Here is a 16813-nt window from a genome sequence, read left to right as displayed (position 1 = left end):
ACCGTTTTGGTGCTTTATCTTACCTTTATATAAAAATCTTCCTTTTCAACCACTTCTCCTACTACAGCAAAATCTGTAGGTAAAGCTTCTTCATAAAAATCAAGCAACTCTTTTACTTTTTCTTTTGCTACAGATATAAATAATCCGCCTGATGTTTGAGGATCATACAAAATATCACGCATAAAGGTTGGAACTTCTTTTTCAAAATATAATTGTCCCTTTAAATATGCTTCATTACTATATGTACCTCCAGGAACAAGACCCATACTTGCGTTTTCTATAGCACCCTCAATAATAGGTATATCCTTAGAATTTATTACTAATGTAACATTACTAGCTTTTGCCATTTCATATGCATGTCCCAAAAAACCAAATCCTGTAATATCTGTGCAAGCATTTACTCCAATCTTTTTCATCCCTTTAGCTGCAAAATTATTTAAACTAGCCATAACATTCATAACCTTTTCTATTAAGTCATCTTTAAGCATTCCTGCTTTTATTGCTGTATTTAAAATTCCAGTTCCCAAAGGCTTTGTTAAAACCAATAGATCTCCAGGCTTAGATAAATTATTGCTCATCACACTATCAGGAGATACAATCCCAGTAACTGACAATCCATATTTAGGTTCATTATCATCTACGCTATGTCCCCCTACTAATAACGCACCAGCTTCTTTGACCTTATCTGCTCCTCCTTTTAAAATCTCAGTTAACGTGTTTATAGGTAAACAAGTAGGAAAACATACTATATTCATTGCAAGAATCGGCTCTCCACCCATAGCATATACATCACTTAATGAATTAGCAGCTGCAATCTGTCCAAACATATAAGGATCATCTACTACTGGCGTAAAAAAATCCAAAGTCTGTATAATAGCTGTATCATCATTTAATTTATATACTGCTGCATCATCAGAAGTTTCTAAACCTACTAATAAATTTTCATCATGTGTTTTTGGTAAATGACACAAAACTTGTGCCAAGGTCTCAGGACCAATTTTTGCTGCTCATCCAGAGGCCCTACTCATTTCAGTCAATCGTTTATTCACAGCCATTCATTATCACCTCTATTATTTCATATCTTAGGATAGATTCTACCATATTTTTTATAAAGTATCAATTTACTCGTATTTGTTCCTTAAGCATTTCATATTTTTTATCTCCTACACCTGGCACTTTCTTAATGTCAGAAATATGTTTAAATCTACCTTTTTTCTCTCTATACTCAATAATTCTTTCTGCTAGGACTTTTCCAACTCCATTTAAAGATTGTAATTCACTTTCTGATGCTGTATTTATGTTAACTTGATTTGAATTTTTATGAATTTTATAAGTTTTTGGATTCTCATCATTCCATTGGTCTTGACCAATCTTTGGAATCACTATTTGTTCTCCATCTAATAATACCTTTGCCATATTTACTTGTTTTCTATCTGCTGTATCTAAAAGTCCTCCAGCTATATTAACTGCTTCTACTAGCCTAGCTCCTTCTTTTAACTTTACAATTCCAGAACGTTTGACCTCTCCGCATATATCTACCATAATCAATTTTTCTTCTTTTTCATTCTCATTTTCCTTATTTCCTTCTGTTTCTTCCATTTTATTACTTTTATGTTCAACAACAATATCTTCTGATTTATTGATATATAACTTATCTGATGCAAATAATATACTCATGAAAATAAATATTCCCAAAATAACCATTTCACGTTTTGTTAGCTTAAGCATTTTATCACCACACAATTTATTTATGCTTATTGCTATATTTGTCATTGTCATTGTCATTAAATATTATTCATAATTACTAATAATTTTTCTCTTTTTATTTTCCTTAAATTTTTTTTATTTTTCTGTTATACTAATAAAGTAATTTTACTCAATACTAAACATTTTTAGAGGTGACTTATGAAAAAATTGATTTTATTTTTTACTATCCTTTTTACAATAATAAATACTACAACAACCTTTGCCATTTCATCACCTCCAAATATTACAGCTCCAAGTGCTATTTTAATCGATGCTGATACTGGTGATATATTATATGAGAAAAATGCTCATACACAAATGTATCCTGCCAGTACAACAAAAATTATGACAGCAATTCTAACATTAGAAAATGCAAACTTAAAAGATAAAATTATTATAGATAAAGATACTCCCTTTACTGAAGGCACTAGAATATATGTGATGGAAGGCGAAGAATTTACTGTTGAACAGCTTCTTTATGCTCTTTTAATTGACTCAGCAAATGATGCTGCTGTTGCTCTAGCAAAGCATGTATCTGGAAGTGTTGAAGAATTTGCTAAGCTCATGAATAAAAAAGCAAAAGAATTAGGAGCAAAAAACACTCATTTTGTTAATCCTAATGGATTATCAGATGACCAGCACCTTACTACAGCATATGATTTAGCAATGATTGCAAAATATGCTATGACAATACCAAAATTTCGAGAAATAGTTAAAACCATTCGATATAAAATTCCTCCTACTAACAAACAAGTTGAAACTCGTTACTTTAAAAACAAAAATAAATTTTTATGGTCTAGCAGTAAAATATTATACAAAGGAAAATGGATTCCTATAAAATATGATATTGTAGAAGGGATAAAAACTGGCTACACAAGTGTAGCTAAACAATGCTTAGTTGCATTGGCTAAAAAAGATGGACACAGGATCATTAGTGTTGTACTAAAAGCTGAAGGAAAAAACCTTTGGGTAGATTCAAGAACACTTATAGATTATGGCTTTGAAAATTTTAAATTTGTAAAATTAATAAATGAAAAAGAAAGAATAAAATCTATCTCTATTAGAAATGGAGTAGTACAACAATTAGATTTAATTACTCAAAATAAACTATATAAAGCCATTCCAAAAGATCAAAATTTACCTACTATAAACAAAAGTATAACATTCAATAAAGACGTAAAAGCACCTATCAAAAAAGGACAAGTTTTAGGAAAAGTAGCCTTCACTTTCGGTCCAAAAAAATTAGGTGAGGTAAATCTAGTTGCAGCAAAAGCAATAGCTCCAAGAGAAGGATTGACTTCTATTTTTTACTTTGATTCATGGAAAAAAACTATTTTTTATTTTATCCTTACATTTGTACTACTTTTCCTCGTATGGAGAACTATTGTAACAATGATTCGATTACAAAAAAGAAAGAAACGTCTTCTTAGAAAAAATAAGCTAAAAAAATATTCTTCCGACTATATGTCATTAAAAAAACATAAATATGATAAATAGTTTTAAAAAACAATGATGTGGTAGCATCATTGTTTTTTATTAAAAATTTCTTCTTCAATTTTTATTCCTGTCGGTGTTTTTGCTAACCCTCCTTGAGCAGTTTCTCGTAATTCACAAGGTAAACTTCTTCCAACCTTATACATAGCTTCTACAACCTCGTCAAAAGGGATAATGCTTTTTATTCCTGCTAAAGCCATATCTGCCGATATAAATGCATTTGCAGTTCCTATAGCATTTCTTTTTACACATGGCGATTCCACAAGACCAGCTATAGGATCACATACCAATCCTAATATATTCTTTATAGTCATAGACGCTGCATGTAAAGCTTGTTCTGGGCTTCCTCCTAACAATTCAACTATAGCACTTGCTGCCATTGCTGCTGCTGCACCTGTTTCTGCTTGACAACCGCCTTCTGCCCCTGAAACCGTTGCATTTCTTGTAATAATATACCCAATTGCTGCCGCTGTGAATAAAGCTTTAACCAAATCATCATCATTAAAGTTAAAATCTTCACCTACAGTTATTAAAGCTCCAGGAATGATCCCACTAGATCCAGCTGTCGGTGCTGCTACAATCTGACCCATCGATGCATTTACTTCCAGTACAGCCATCGCACTTGCTACAGCTTTGTTCATTCTCTTTCCTGATACAGTTCTTTCCTTTTCATATCTTTTTCTAAGTCTTTTTGCATCTCCTCCTACTAATCCACTAACAGATTTTATATCTTCATATAAACCATCTTTCACTGCAGCTTTCATAACGATTAAATTTTTTTTCATATCATTAAAAATCTCAGCCTTGCTTTTTCCTGTATTCTCTATTTCCCTTTCCAACATTATTTCCCATATCTTTTTTCGATAAATTCTGCATTTTTCTAACAAATCTACTCCACTGATAAAATTTTTACTCATTTGCACCCTCCTCTTTTTACAAAACATCTACTATATATACATGTATAATTTCTTCTCCAATCGATCTTATCTTTTCAATAATTCCTTTTGGAATGGGATCATCCGTCTCTATTATCATAAATGCATCTTTTCCCTTATTTTGTCTAAAAACCCTCATAAATGCAATATTAATTTCAACCTGACTTACTATTTTTGTAACCTTTGCAATAACACCTGGAACATCAATCTGTCTAACAATTAAAGTTGAATACTCCCCTGTAAATTCAACATCTAAGCCATTGATCTTTATAATCTTTATATTTCCTCCGCCAATAGATGATCCTACAATTTCTGATTGATTTCCTTTCTTATCTATCATACTAATTTTTACTGTATTAGGGTGTACATCTCCTAGATCTTCTTCTACGAACTGATAATCCAAGCCTTTCTTTTTAGCAATTTCCATTGATTTTCTTAAATGTTTATCCTCTGGTTCCATTCCTAAAATTCCAGCAACTAATGCCTTATCCGTTCCATGCCCCCGATATGTTTTTGCAAATGAACCATGTAATGTAAAAATAACCTTCTTAACTTCTTCTCCACATATTCTTCTTGCAACTTTTCCTAGTCTAGCTGCTCCTGCTGTATGAGAACTAGATGGTCCTATCATTCTAGGGCCTATCACATCAAAGGCGCTATAATTTTTCATACTTTTCCTCCTTTGTAATCATATTTAATCCTATTTTTCACATGTTGTTATATACTTATAATTTTTAAACAAAGTATTTACTCCCTTATTATATGTTTTTGTCATACTAACTGTCTACATACATTTTAAAGAATTTTCTGTGAAAAGTTTGTCAAATTTTCTGTGAAAAAATTTTGAACAAAAATTTATATTAGATTCTTAAATATAAAAAATTTGATTTGTAATTGGAAAAAATATATAATAAATAGAACTAGTAGCATATATACAAGAGGAGGAGTTATATCATGAAAAAGAAATTATTTATTCCTGGTCCTGTTGATGTTTCAGAAGACGTTCTCAAAAAAATGTCCACCTCTATGATTGGTCATCGTACAAAAGAAGCTTCTGACCTACAAAGAAGTATTTCTCAAAAAATGATGAAGGTAATGTATACAAAAAATCAAATCATGCTATCTACCTCTTCTGGTAGTGGACTTATGGAAGGTGCAGTCCGTTCTTGTACTAAAAAACGAGCAGCTGTATTTTCGATAGGAGCTTTTGGTGATCGATGGTTTGATATGGCTTTATATAATGGTGTACCTGCAGATAAATTTTCATCTGAATGGGGTAGCCCTACTACACCTGAAATGGTAGACAGAACTTTATCTACTGGAAAATATGATTTAATCACAATTACTCATAACGAAACATCCACTGGTGTGATGAATCCAATAGAAGAAATTGCAGAAGTAGTAAAAAAATATCCTGAAGTTATTTTTTGTTTAGATACAGTTAGTTCTTTAGGAGGAACAAAAATTGAAGTAGATCGCTTAAATGTTGATATATGTATTGCTTCTACCCAAAAATGTTTAGGGCTACCTCCTGGAATGGCTATATGTTCTATTTCTGAAAAAGCCATAGAGGCTGCTAAAAAAGTAAAAAATAGAGGATATTATTTTGATTTGCTTAAAATGTATGAATATATAAAAAAGAAAGACCATCAATATCCTTCAACGCCGTCCTTATCTCATATGTTTGCTCTTGATTACCAGTTAGATAAAATTTTAGAAGAAGGCTTAGAAAATAGATTTATTCGTCATGAAAATATGGCAAAATATGTTCGTGCTTGGGCAAAAGAGAATTTTTCATTATTTGCTGATGAAAAATATGCTTCAAACACATTAACAACTATTAAAAATTCAAAAAATATATCTGTTGCTGAATTAAATATAAAGCTAAAAGAACATGGCTATATAATATCTAATGGATATGGAATATTAAAAGAACAAACATTTAGAATCGCCCATATGGCAGAAACTACCTTAGATGAAATAAAAGCCTTACTTGAAACAATTAATAATATTTTAAATCTATAGAATAAAAAATCGTGACCTGAACTAGTCACGATTTTTTATTCATCAATATTTATTGATCATATACTCTGATTTCATCAAGGTAATTATAGATTGTATATCTTGATACACATAAAACTTTTGCTACATAATCTATTGCACCCTTTATTAAGAAAGCTCCTTGATCATCCAACCTTTTTACAATATGTACTTTCTCATCCTTGTTCATATAAGCTACAGGTTTACCTAATGCATTAATTGTATTCGTCACAATATTTGTTAATACATCATTTACATTATTTGCAGCATAATGATTATTTTTCACTTCATTAGAATCCTGAACCTGCATAATTTCATTAATAGCGTTTTGTGCAACAATCAATGTAGACATATCAAAATTAATACATAATAGACCAATGACTCTTCCACTTTCATCTTTTATAGGCATAGTACTAGATTTTAATACTCTCCCATCAGTTGTCTTTGCTGTATAATTAATAATATTATCCTGTACATTTCCTTTTTGTACAGCTTTCAATCCAGCTTCCGTCATAGGACTTCCTACACTTCTTCCTGTCACATGACCATTCTCTATCGCAATAATAGAACTTTTTCCATCACAGAAATTATGCAATACTATTTCGCAATTTTTTCCGAATGTTTGTGCTATGCCTTCAATAAGAGGTACTATGGCATTTAATATTGGATGTATGGATTTTTCCACAGAGCTTTCCCCCTTATCTTATCGAATAACAATATTCACTAATTTTTTAGGTACCACAATTACCTTAATGATTTGCTTTCCTTCTATCAGAGATGTAATTTTATCATTTGCTAAAGCTTCTTTCTCTAATTCTTCTTTAGTTAGCGCTGTTGAAACCTCTATTTTTTCTTTTACTTTTCCATTGATCTGTATTACGATTTCAACTTCATCTTTTACTATTGCATCTTTATCATAGCTTGGCCATTCATGAGCATGCACACTTGAATCATATCCCATACTATGCCATAATTCTTCAGTTATATGTGGTGCAAAAGGAGCTAAAAGAATGATTACTGTCTCTAAAGCTTCTCTTAATAAACTCTTATTACATTTTTCTCCTAATTCTTTATATTTATAAATTTCATTTACAAGTTCCATAATAGCACTAATAGCTGTATTAAAGTTAAAACGCTCCTCAACATCTTCTGTTACTCTTTTTATAGTTATATGAATCATATATCTAAATTTCTTATCTTCTTTTGAGTAAACATTATCTTCTTTTGCATCAATTAAGCTATCTTTTAATTCATCTATTACTCTCCATACTCTGTTTAAGAATCTAAAGCATCCTTCTACCCCTGTATCACTCCATTCAAGATCCCTATCAGGCGGTGCTGCAAAAAGAATAAATAATCTTGCTGTATCTGCTCCATATTTTTCTATTATTTCTTTAGGGCTGACAACATTTCCTTTCGATTTTGACATCTTAGCTCCATCTTTTAGAACCATTCCTTGAGTAAGAAGATTTTTAAAAGGCTCTGAAACAGGTGAATATCCTAAATCATTTAATACCTTTGTAAAAAATCTAGCGTAAAGAAGATGTAAAATCGCATGCTCTACCCCACCAATATATTGATCTACATCCATCCAGTATTTTGCTTTATCGTATCCAAATACAGCTTCACTATTTGAAGGATCTGTATATCTCAAAAAATACCATGAAGAATCTACAAATGTATCCATTGTATCCGTTTCTCTTGTAGCATCTTTACCACATTTTGGACACTTTGTATGAATGAATTCCTTGCTAGTCGTTAAAGGTGATTCACCCTTTCCAGAAAAAACTACATCTGTTGGTAACATCACTGGTAAATCTTTCTCATCAACTGGAACAGATCCACAATCTTTACAATTAACAATTGGTATTGGTGTTCCCCAATATCTTTGTCTTGAGATTAACCAATCTCTTAATCTAAAGTTTATAGTTTTTTTACCTAATCCTTCTTTTTCAAGATAATCAGATATTTGTACCAAAGCTTCTTTACTATCCATTCCATCAAATTTTCCTGAGTTAACCATAACCCCTTCATTAGTATAAGCCTTATCTAGGTTGTAAACATCTACACTATCATCTTTTGGTTTAATAACAGGAACAATTTCAAGATCATATTTTTTAGCAAACTCAAAATCTCTCTCATCATGAGCAGGAACAGCCATAATAGCTCCTGTACCATAATCCATTAAAACATAGTTTGCAATATAGATAGGGATATTCTTTCCTGTTAAAGGATTTACAGCATATTTTCCTATAAACATACCTTCTTTTTCTACATTTGTTGCTGTTCTTTCTATTTCTGAAAGGTATTGAAGCTTTTCTACAAACTCTTTAACGCTTTTTTCGTATTCAGTACCTTTTGTAAGCTCTGTTACATATGGATGTTCAGGAGCTAGTACCATATAAGTAACACCATAAATTGTATCTGGTCTAGTTGTAAACACATTTAATATTTTATCCGAATCATCTATTTTGAACTCAACTTCTGCTCCCACACTTTTTCCTATCCAATTTTTCTGCATAGTTTTTACTTTTTCAGGCCAGCCTTTCAGCTTTTCTATATCTTCTAATAATTTTTCAGCATAATCTGTAATTTTAAAATACCATTGTTCTAGATCTTTTTTTCCTACTAAGCTATCACAACGTTCACAATGTCCACCTACTACCTGTTCATTAGCCAATACGGTTTCACAAGAAGGACACCAGTTTACAGGGTATTTTTTCTTATAAACAAGTCCTTTTTTATAAAATTGCAAGAAAATCCATTGTGTCCATTTATAATAATCTGGATGACAAGTAGCTACTTCTCTATTCCAATCATAACTAATCCCTAACTCCTTTAATTGTCTTCTCATTTCTTCAATGTTTTCCCAAGTCCATTTATTAGGGTGAATACCATGTTTTATGGCTGCATTCTCAGCAGGTAGTCCAAAAGAATCCCATCCCATTGGATGAAGTACATTAAAACCTTTCATTTTCTTAAATCTCGCTATAACATCTCCAATAGAATAGTTTCTTACATGTCCCATATGAAGTTTTCCTGATGGATATGGGAACATCTCCAATACATAATATTTTTCTTTTTCATTTTCAACAGTTTCAAACATTTTATTTTTTTCCCAATAATCTTGCCATTTCTTTTCAATTTGACTAAAATCATATTTTGGCATATACAAATCCTCCTATGTATTTAATTTTTAAAATAATCTTGGAAAATAAAAAAGTACCCTGGAAAATTCTTATCCCTATATAGGGACGAGGAATTCCCCGCGGTACCACCCTAATTGACAATTATGTCCACTTATTGGTTTCTAAAGGTAACCAACCTATTTAAATTGAGGCAAGTTCAATAACTTACTTTATCGATTCGCACCATCCATCGACTCTCTGAAAAAGCTATATTATTTACTACTCCTCTATACGAATATTGATTTTTTGTAATAGGTCTTAGAATTTTATAACTATTATAATGGCTTTTTTACAGATTGTCAACATTTACATGCAATGCATCTTTCCATACTCTTTCTATATTATAAAAGCTTCTTTCTTCTTCAATGAAAAGATGTACTACTACATTTATATAATCTAACAAAATCCATCTACCACTAGCATAACCTTCTTTATGGTCTAATATAACTCCATTTTCTTTCATTTTATCTTCAATTTCATCAGCAATAGCCTTTACCTGACGGGTTGATGTTCCATGAGCTATTACAAAATAATCTGTAAAGCTTGAGATATTCCTAATATCTAATATCTCAATATCTTGTCCTTTTTTATTGTCTATACTCTTTGCAATCTCAAAAGCAATTTTTTTTGATGTTTCGATCATATATAACCTCCTAAAATCTTATATTACAAGGAAATTGCTGTTTTATTTTTTCATATCATTTCCAATAATAATTGTAATATCAGCTTTTGTATCTGTATTTATACCCTTTTCTATTTCCTTAATATTTAATAGCTCTGCAATATTTTTTGCATCACTATCTTTATTATTTCTATTATAGATATGAGTTTGTCCATATTTTATACCTGCTACATTACCTATATTTACAACTTTATATCCCTTTTCTTTTAGCATATTAGCTGTTTTTGTAGCAATTCCATTTATATTTGATCCATTTAAAACTTCTACTGTAACTTTATCTTTCGTATACTCTTTATTCTCATGAGCATCTATATTTTGATCTTGTGCATCCTTTCCCCTAAAAATTTGATCTACAATTGTTTTTACTCCATTCATATCAGGAATATAATACCATAATCCGTTTATCAATTTTGGTTCTCCAGGTATTGTTATCATATTAATATCTTCCATCTTTATATCCCTAGCTTTAAATGCATAAGAACTCATCGTTGTAATAGGCATATTTGTATCTACATAAGCTTTAAAGGTTCTCAATAGATTTGGTAATTTTGTAATGATTCTAGGAGATAACAATTTATCCGCTAATGCCATTAAAAAATCATGTTGGGCATTAATTCTACCTAAATCTTGATTTTTATATCCCTTTCTAAATCTTAAAAACTGCATTGCTTTATTACTATCTAATACTTGTCTTCCTTTTTTTAAATTAATTTTTAGAGGTGGATCAGCCTTTGGATCATAATACTTCATATCCTGTGGCACATAAACCTCTACGCCACCTACATCGTCTACAATTTTCCCTACAGCAGCATAATTTACTTCAATATAATAGTGAACGGGTACACCTAAAAAGTCCTTTACTGCCTTCATAGCTAGATCCATACCACCATATGCATGAGCATGATTAATTTTTTCTTTTTGTCTACGACCTCTTATAACAACTCTTGTATCTCTAGGAATAGAAATGATGTCTACTTTTTTTGTGTTTGGATCAAATGTTGCAAGCATCATCGTATCTGTTCTAGCATGCTTACTGCTTTCGATATCCTTTGCATCTACACCTACTATTAAAACATTTACACGTTCTTCTTTTTCAGGCGTACCATCTTCACTTACTATTTTTTCTCCACTATATCCCTGTCCTTTAACTGTCATACTACTCATAAAAATATAAGTCCCTGTACACATAACTACAGTAAAGCAAATAAATGCAATGACTAACACTTTCAAGAATTTTTTCATATTCTCACTCCTGACGTAATTCATCTCTTCGTAATAGGAGATCATTTCTAGCAAAAATAGTGTTTAAATGCAATAACTCTCCCTTAGAAACTATATATTTTATAGTATGATTAAAAGCCATTAAAGTAGCTTTATTTAAATCTTGTAAAGCTGCTTCCCGTAAAAGTTCTACTCCATTAAAGTTTCTATTTGGCTCAATATAATCTGCTAAATATATAATTTGATCAAGGAGCGTCATGTTTTCTTTTCCCGTTGTATGAAATTTAATGGCATTAAGAATTTCATCATCTTCAATATTAAATTCTCTTTTTGCAATTTCAGCACCAACAGCTCCATGAAGTAATCCAGGTTGAAATTTAGTAACACCATCAACTAGTATACCAAACCGCTCAGCATAATTCAATAATTGTTCCGCACTCAGATTTTTTGCACAGTCATGAACAAGACCTGCTATACTTGCTTTCGTAATAGAACCATTATATATTTTCGCCAAATTTTCAGCTGTCTTTTGTACACCTAAAGAATGTAAATATCTTTTCTCTGTTAATCTACTTTTCAATATTTTCTTTATTTCATTAATTTGTAGCAATTTTTACACCTCTTTGTATAGGTTGTTTTTATATATATAATATTCTACAGGCTCAGGTAGTAAATATTTTATAGACTGTCCTTCTCTAATCCTATTTCTTATATCTGTTGAAGATATGGCTAAAGCTGGTAAATCAATTTTTTCAATAAACGCATCATACTTTTCTTTTAATTCCCTAATTTTAGCATCCACTTGAGAAGCTTCAAGACCAGGTCTTGTAGCAGCAATAAACTTGCACAGCTGTGTAAGTTTATTTACATTTTTCCATGTGTCTAATTCACAGATTGCATCTGCACCTGTAATAAAATAAATTTCTGTATCTTTACGATATATTTTTTTTAGCTTTTCAATTGTATGAATAGTATATGAAATCTCTTCATTCTCTATCTCAATTTTAGATAGTTCAAAATATGGATTGGTAATAGTTGCTAAAAGAGTCATAAAATATCTATGCTTACTATCTGTAACACATAAATTTGACTTATGTGGTGGTGTTCCTGCAGGTATAAAAACTACTTTTTCAAGCTTATACTCACATCGTATTTGCTCTGCAATCACTAAGTGTCCATAATGTATTGGGTCAAAAGTCCCTCCCATAATGCCTATTCTTTTATAATCCTTCTTTGATTGATTTGTGTTCCTGGTCGTCGACATATTATACTCCTCCAAAATGTCTCATCTAATATTATTGAATATAGCTTTCGTAACTCTATTATATATGATTATCAAATTTTGGCAATGACAAGTTTTTATATTCTATAAGAACAGATAAAAATCGAGTATATACTCGATTTTTATCTAGGGAATTCTATTTTGGGATTTTTCTTAGACTGTCTGTAAATAACAAATTTATTCCCAATAGCTTGAATAAAATGAGCTTCTGTCATTTTTGCTACTTTATTTGCTGTCTCCTTTGTATCTAAAAGGCTATTTTCAAGGATATTCACCTTTATTAATTCTCTTGCTTCAAGGGCATCATCTATTTGCTTTATAAAATTTTCTGTAATGCCACTTTTCCCAATTTGAGCAATTGGCTTCATACCATTTGCTAAGCCCTTTAAAAAACTTCTTTGTTTACCTGTTAATGTATCTACTTTTTTCATGAAAACCCTACTTTCTATTCTAATGATAAAATTCAAACTCAAAATCAAATATTTTTACTGTATCTCCATCTTCAATACCTAATTCCTTTAATTTATCAACAATGCCTTTCTTTATTAGGAAGTTTTGAAAATATCTTAACGAATCCATATCTTCAAAATTTGTTGAATAAAATAATTTTTCAATACGTTTTCCTTCTAATATATAATAATCATTTTCTTTTCTAACAATAATATCATCTTCCTTATTGTTTTCTACAGTATAATACTTGTATGTCTCTTCCTCTTCTACTAAAGGCTCCTCTTCTATCTCTTCTAACCTCTTAATAATATAACGCAACAATTCTTTTAAACCTTTACCAGTAGCTGCTGAAACAGGAAATACCTCATAACCTCTTTTATTCATTTCTGACTCAAAAGATTTAAACACTTCCTCTGACGAAATAAGATCCATCTTATTGGCCACAACAACTTGAGGTTTTTTTGAAAGCTTTTCTGTATATTGTTTTAATTCATTATTTATTTTATCAAAGTCATCTAGAGGATCTCTTCCCTCCATGCCTGAAATGTCAACAACATGCACTAATAGCTTTGTTCTCTCCACATGTCTTAAAAATTCTAGTCCTAAACCTACACCTTCATGAGCTCCTTCAATTAATCCCGGAATATCAGCCAATACAAAGCTTTTTTTATCTATTTCAACCACTCCAAGATTTGGTTTTATGGTTGTAAAATGATAATTTGCAATTTTAGGCTTTGCACTAGTAACTGTAGCTAATATAGTAGATTTACCAACATTAGGAAAACCTATCAATCCTACATCTGCTAGTAACTTTAATTCCAAAATAACCCATCTTTCTTCAGGGAGATTTCCACTTTCAGCAAAATTCGGCGCCTGTCGTGTAGAGGTAGTAAAATGAGTATTTCCTTTTCCACCTTTACCACCCTTTGCAATAATTTCCCTTTGTCCATGTGTAGTTAAATCAGCAATGATAAGATTAGTTTTTTCATCTCTGACAATAGTTCCTGGTGGAACTTTCAAAATTAAATCTTTTCCATCTTTTCCAAACTGTTTTTTTCCTCTTCCATTTTCTCCATTTTCAGCAATATACTTTTTCTTGTACCGAAAATCCATTAACGTTCTTAATCCTTCATCTACTTCAAAGATGATGCTTCCACCTTTTCCGCCATCTCCTCCATCTGGACCTCCAGCAGGAACATATTTTTCTCTACGAAAGGAGACACATCCATCTCCACCTTTTCCACCTTTTACAAATATTTTAGCTTTATCTACGAACATAGTATCACCCTTTTGGATCTATTCATTCTTAATTATTTTATTATTTACAAATTTGTATTTATTTATGTAGTATAAAACCCATGCTCTATAGCATGGGTTTTTAACTATTTTGCTGCAACTGCTTCTCTTGGATATACACTAACTTGCTTTTTGTTTTTTCCTTTTCTTTCGAACTTTACAACTCCATCTACCTTAGCAAAAAGTGTATCATCTCCACCTTTTCCTACGTTATTACCAGGATGGATTTTTGTTCCTCTTTGACGTACAAGAATGCTTCCACAGCTAACGAATTGTCCATCTGCACGCTTTACTCCTAATCTTTTCGCTTCACTATCTCTACCGTTCTTGGAGCTACCTACTCCTTTTTTACTAGCGAATAATTGAAGGTTTATATTGAATAACATTAGTTACACCTCCTCATCATGAAACTCTATAAACTCACTATACATTTCTTGAGTTCCCTTGATCCCTATGATCATTGTATTCATAATTAAATTAGCTTTTTCTCTAATATCATTTGAAAGACCTTCTGGTAATTTGCAGTATAACCATCCGTCTTTCATTTCATATATAACATCTATAGAAAGTAATTCATGTAATGCAAGAATCGTCGTTTGTGCTAGTATACTAATACTTGCACAAACAATATCTTCACCATATTTAGCTGCATTTGCATGTCCTTTTACTGAATAAGATGTTATATTTTTATTTTCATCTCGATAAATATAAATTTTTATCATTTATCTACTAACCTTATCCATTGATTTTTTCAATTTTGATCTTTGTATAAGGTTGACGATGTCCTTGCTTCCTTCTATAGTCTTTTTTAGCTTTGTATTTAAATACAATCACTTTTGGAGCTTTACCGTTTTCTACTACAGTTGCAGAAACTTTTGCACCATCTACAACTGGTGTTCCTACAGAAAGGCTACCATCTTTTGATACAGCTAACACCTTATCAAATTCAACAGTTTCTCCTTCATTCGCTTCTAATTTTTCAACGAATAAAGTATCTCCTTCTTGAACTTTATATTGCTTTCCACCTGTTTCAATAATTGCGTACATTATTACACCTCCTCTAACCAGACTCGCCAAATGCTAGGTAACATAAGTTTTCAACCCGATTTGTGCGGCTACCTACAGATACATATGTTATCATAATAATTTTAAAAAGTCAACCTTTTATCTTCTAATAATTTTTGTATCAACTTTTTTTCTTCTTTATTTAAATTTTTACCATTTATATATTTTTCAAACATATCAGGTCTATTTTTCTTTGTAATCTTTAGAGCTTGTAGCTTTCTCCATTCTTCGATTTTTTTATGATTCCCTGATAACAAAATATCTGGAACTTTCATATTTTTATATTCACTCGGACGGGTATACTGTGGATACTCTAACAATCCATTATAAAATGATTCATCCATAAAAGATTCTTCCTGTCCTAATACACCAGGAATAAGTCTTGAAACTGCATCGATTACCACCATAGTAGGCAGTTCTCCACCTGTAAGTACATAATCTCCAATAGAAATTTCATCTGTAACCCAGTGATCAATCACTCTTTGATCAATCCCTTCATAGTGTCCACATATAAAAATTAATCTTTCTTCTTTTGCAAGCTCCTTAGCCATTTCTTGATTAAATGTTTTTCCTTTAGGAGACATATAAATAATTTTATGGTTCTTTGCATCGATTGCTTCTAATGCAGTATCTATAGGCTGAGGCTGCATAACCATACCTGCACCCCCACCATATGGATAATCATCAACTTTTTTATGCTTATTCTCACTATAATCTCGAATATTTATCACATTTATATTAAGAATTCCCTTTTCTCTAGCTCTTCCAATAATACTTTCCCCCAAAGGAATCTTAAACATATTTGGAAAAAGGGTTAAAATATCTATTTTCATTCTATCAGTCCTTCAATGGGCGTTACAATAATATGCCCTTTTTCTATGCTAACTTCCTTTATAAAAGCACCTACTGCTGGAATCAATATAGTTTTTTTAGGATTTTCAGCATCTGCAATTTCATATAAATCCTGTCCTGCATTTTGAATAACATTTTTAACATTTCCAATGAATTTCTCTTTATCTGTAAAAACTTTTAGACCAATTAAATCAACAATATAGTAAGTATCTTCTGGAAGAACTCTTGCATTTTCTCTATCTATAGTAAGAAACTTATTTTTAAGCCTTTCAGCTTCATTTCTATCATCTATTCCCTTTAATTTTAATATAACTAAATTGTTTTTGTATCTAACTTTTTCTATATAGAATTTATCTTCTCTATTATTTTCCATATAAACCCATTCTAATTCCTCAAATCTTTCTTTATAATCTGTTAGAGGATAAACCCTTAGTTCTCCGCGAATTCCCTGTACATTTACAATTTGTCCTACTTTTAGCAATGTTGGCATATTCACACCTACCCTTATAAAAGGTTTTTATATTATTATTATGTATTATAAAAGGATTAGGTATCCCTAATC

The 16813-nt window shown here is 31.0% G+C and carries 19 protein-coding genes and 1 other annotated feature; of the genes, 2 read left to right on the top strand and 17 right to left on the bottom strand.

Annotated elements, in window-relative coordinates; genetic code table 11:
• Positions 1-14: 14 nt before the first annotated feature.
• Both selD and KVH43_RS11210 read right to left on the bottom strand, forming a co-directional pair.
• Positions 15-1055, bottom strand: a complete 1041-nt coding sequence (gene selD / locus KVH43_RS11215) for a selenide, water dikinase SelD (RefSeq protein WP_218282614.1) — start codon at positions 1053-1055, stop codon at positions 15-17.
• A 61-nt stretch (positions 1056-1116) separates the two neighbouring features.
• On the bottom strand, positions 1117-1728 hold the full coding sequence (locus tag KVH43_RS11210) for a helix-hairpin-helix domain-containing protein (RefSeq protein ID WP_218282613.1): 612 nt from the start codon (positions 1726-1728) through the stop codon (positions 1117-1119).
• 177 nt (positions 1729-1905) lie between these two features.
• Here KVH43_RS11210 and KVH43_RS11205 point away from each other — a divergent pair, with 177 nt between their 5' ends.
• Positions 1906-3243, top strand: coding sequence for a D-alanyl-D-alanine carboxypeptidase family protein (locus KVH43_RS11205; RefSeq protein WP_218282612.1), 1338 nt, complete (start codon positions 1906-1908; stop codon positions 3241-3243).
• 26 nt (positions 3244-3269) lie between these two features.
• Here KVH43_RS11205 and sdaAA read toward each other — a convergent pair whose 3' ends face one another.
• Positions 3270-4157, bottom strand: a complete 888-nt coding sequence (sdaAA, locus tag KVH43_RS11200) for an L-serine ammonia-lyase, iron-sulfur-dependent, subunit alpha (RefSeq protein WP_218282611.1) — start codon at positions 4155-4157, stop codon at positions 3270-3272.
• Between the two features lie 16 nt (positions 4158-4173).
• Positions 4174-4845 carry an L-serine ammonia-lyase, iron-sulfur-dependent subunit beta gene (sdaAB, locus tag KVH43_RS11195; RefSeq protein ID WP_218282610.1) on the bottom strand — a complete coding sequence of 224 codons (672 nt, stop codon included), beginning with the start codon at positions 4843-4845 and terminating at the stop codon, positions 4174-4176.
• Positions 4846-5129: 284 nt separating this feature from the next.
• On the opposite strand from sdaAB, the gene KVH43_RS11190 reads away from it, so the two are divergent.
• On the top strand, positions 5130-6200 hold the full coding sequence (locus KVH43_RS11190; RefSeq protein WP_218282609.1) for a pyridoxal-phosphate-dependent aminotransferase family protein: 1071 nt from the start codon (positions 5130-5132) through the stop codon (positions 6198-6200).
• A 49-nt stretch (positions 6201-6249) separates the two neighbouring features.
• Here KVH43_RS11190 and KVH43_RS11185 read toward each other — a convergent pair whose 3' ends face one another.
• The 13 genes from KVH43_RS11185 to rimM form a co-directional block, all read right to left on the bottom strand.
• The gene (locus KVH43_RS11185; RefSeq protein WP_218282608.1) at positions 6250-6900 is read right to left on the bottom strand and encodes a helix-turn-helix transcriptional regulator; all 651 of its coding nucleotides are present in this window, start codon (positions 6898-6900) and stop codon (positions 6250-6252) included.
• Between the two features lie 18 nt (positions 6901-6918).
• Positions 6919-9384, bottom strand: a complete 2466-nt coding sequence (gene leuS, locus KVH43_RS11180) for a leucine--tRNA ligase (RefSeq protein WP_218282607.1) — start codon at positions 9382-9384, stop codon at positions 6919-6921.
• Between the two features lie 78 nt (positions 9385-9462).
• Positions 9463-9645: a binding site (T-box leader), on the bottom strand.
• A 47-nt stretch (positions 9646-9692) separates the two neighbouring features.
• Positions 9693-10046 carry a ribosome silencing factor gene (gene rsfS / locus KVH43_RS11175; RefSeq protein WP_218282606.1) on the bottom strand — a complete coding sequence of 118 codons (354 nt, stop codon included), beginning with the start codon at positions 10044-10046 and terminating at the stop codon, positions 9693-9695.
• Positions 10047-10088: 42 nt separating this feature from the next.
• On the bottom strand, positions 10089-11327 hold the full coding sequence (locus KVH43_RS11170; protein ID WP_218282605.1) for an LCP family protein: 1239 nt from the start codon (positions 11325-11327) through the stop codon (positions 10089-10091).
• Between the two features lie 4 nt (positions 11328-11331).
• On the bottom strand, positions 11332-11916 hold the full coding sequence (yqeK, locus tag KVH43_RS11165; RefSeq protein ID WP_218282604.1) for a bis(5'-nucleosyl)-tetraphosphatase (symmetrical) YqeK: 585 nt from the start codon (positions 11914-11916) through the stop codon (positions 11332-11334).
• A 3-nt stretch (positions 11917-11919) separates the two neighbouring features.
• Entirely contained in the window at positions 11920-12570 is a 651-nt protein-coding gene (gene nadD / locus KVH43_RS11160; protein WP_218282603.1) for a nicotinate-nucleotide adenylyltransferase, read from the bottom strand.
• Positions 12571-12710: 140 nt separating this feature from the next.
• Positions 12711-13019, bottom strand: coding sequence for a ribosome assembly RNA-binding protein YhbY (gene yhbY, locus KVH43_RS11155; protein WP_218282602.1), 309 nt, complete (start codon positions 13017-13019; stop codon positions 12711-12713).
• 19 nt (positions 13020-13038) lie between these two features.
• Positions 13039-14316, bottom strand: coding sequence for a GTPase ObgE (gene obgE, locus KVH43_RS11150; RefSeq protein ID WP_218282601.1), 1278 nt, complete (start codon positions 14314-14316; stop codon positions 13039-13041).
• Positions 14317-14420: 104 nt separating this feature from the next.
• Positions 14421-14720, bottom strand: a complete 300-nt coding sequence (rpmA, locus tag KVH43_RS11145) for a 50S ribosomal protein L27 (protein WP_218282600.1) — start codon at positions 14718-14720, stop codon at positions 14421-14423.
• Positions 14721-14723: 3 nt separating this feature from the next.
• A complete protein-coding gene (locus KVH43_RS11140; protein WP_218282599.1) occupies positions 14724-15056 on the bottom strand; it encodes a ribosomal-processing cysteine protease Prp in 333 nt (110 codons plus the stop codon).
• A 13-nt stretch (positions 15057-15069) separates the two neighbouring features.
• Complete coding sequence (rplU, locus tag KVH43_RS11135) at positions 15070-15381, bottom strand: 50S ribosomal protein L21 (RefSeq protein WP_218282598.1); 312 nt, start codon at positions 15379-15381, stop codon at positions 15070-15072.
• A gap of 101 nt (positions 15382-15482) precedes the next feature.
• Positions 15483-16232, bottom strand: a complete 750-nt coding sequence (trmD, locus tag KVH43_RS11130) for a tRNA (guanosine(37)-N1)-methyltransferase TrmD (RefSeq protein WP_218282597.1) — start codon at positions 16230-16232, stop codon at positions 15483-15485.
• Complete coding sequence (gene rimM / locus KVH43_RS11125; RefSeq protein ID WP_218282596.1) at positions 16229-16741, bottom strand: ribosome maturation factor RimM; 513 nt, start codon at positions 16739-16741, stop codon at positions 16229-16231. Before rimM ends, trmD begins: the two co-directional genes overlap by 4 nt.
• Positions 16742-16813: the final 72 nt, after the last annotated feature.

The sequence above is a fragment of the Crassaminicella indica genome, assembly GCF_019203185.1.
GTDB classification, from domain to species: domain Bacteria; phylum Bacillota; class Clostridia; order Peptostreptococcales; family Thermotaleaceae; genus Crassaminicella; species Crassaminicella indica.
This window is presented reverse-complemented; position numbering and strand designations above follow the sequence as displayed.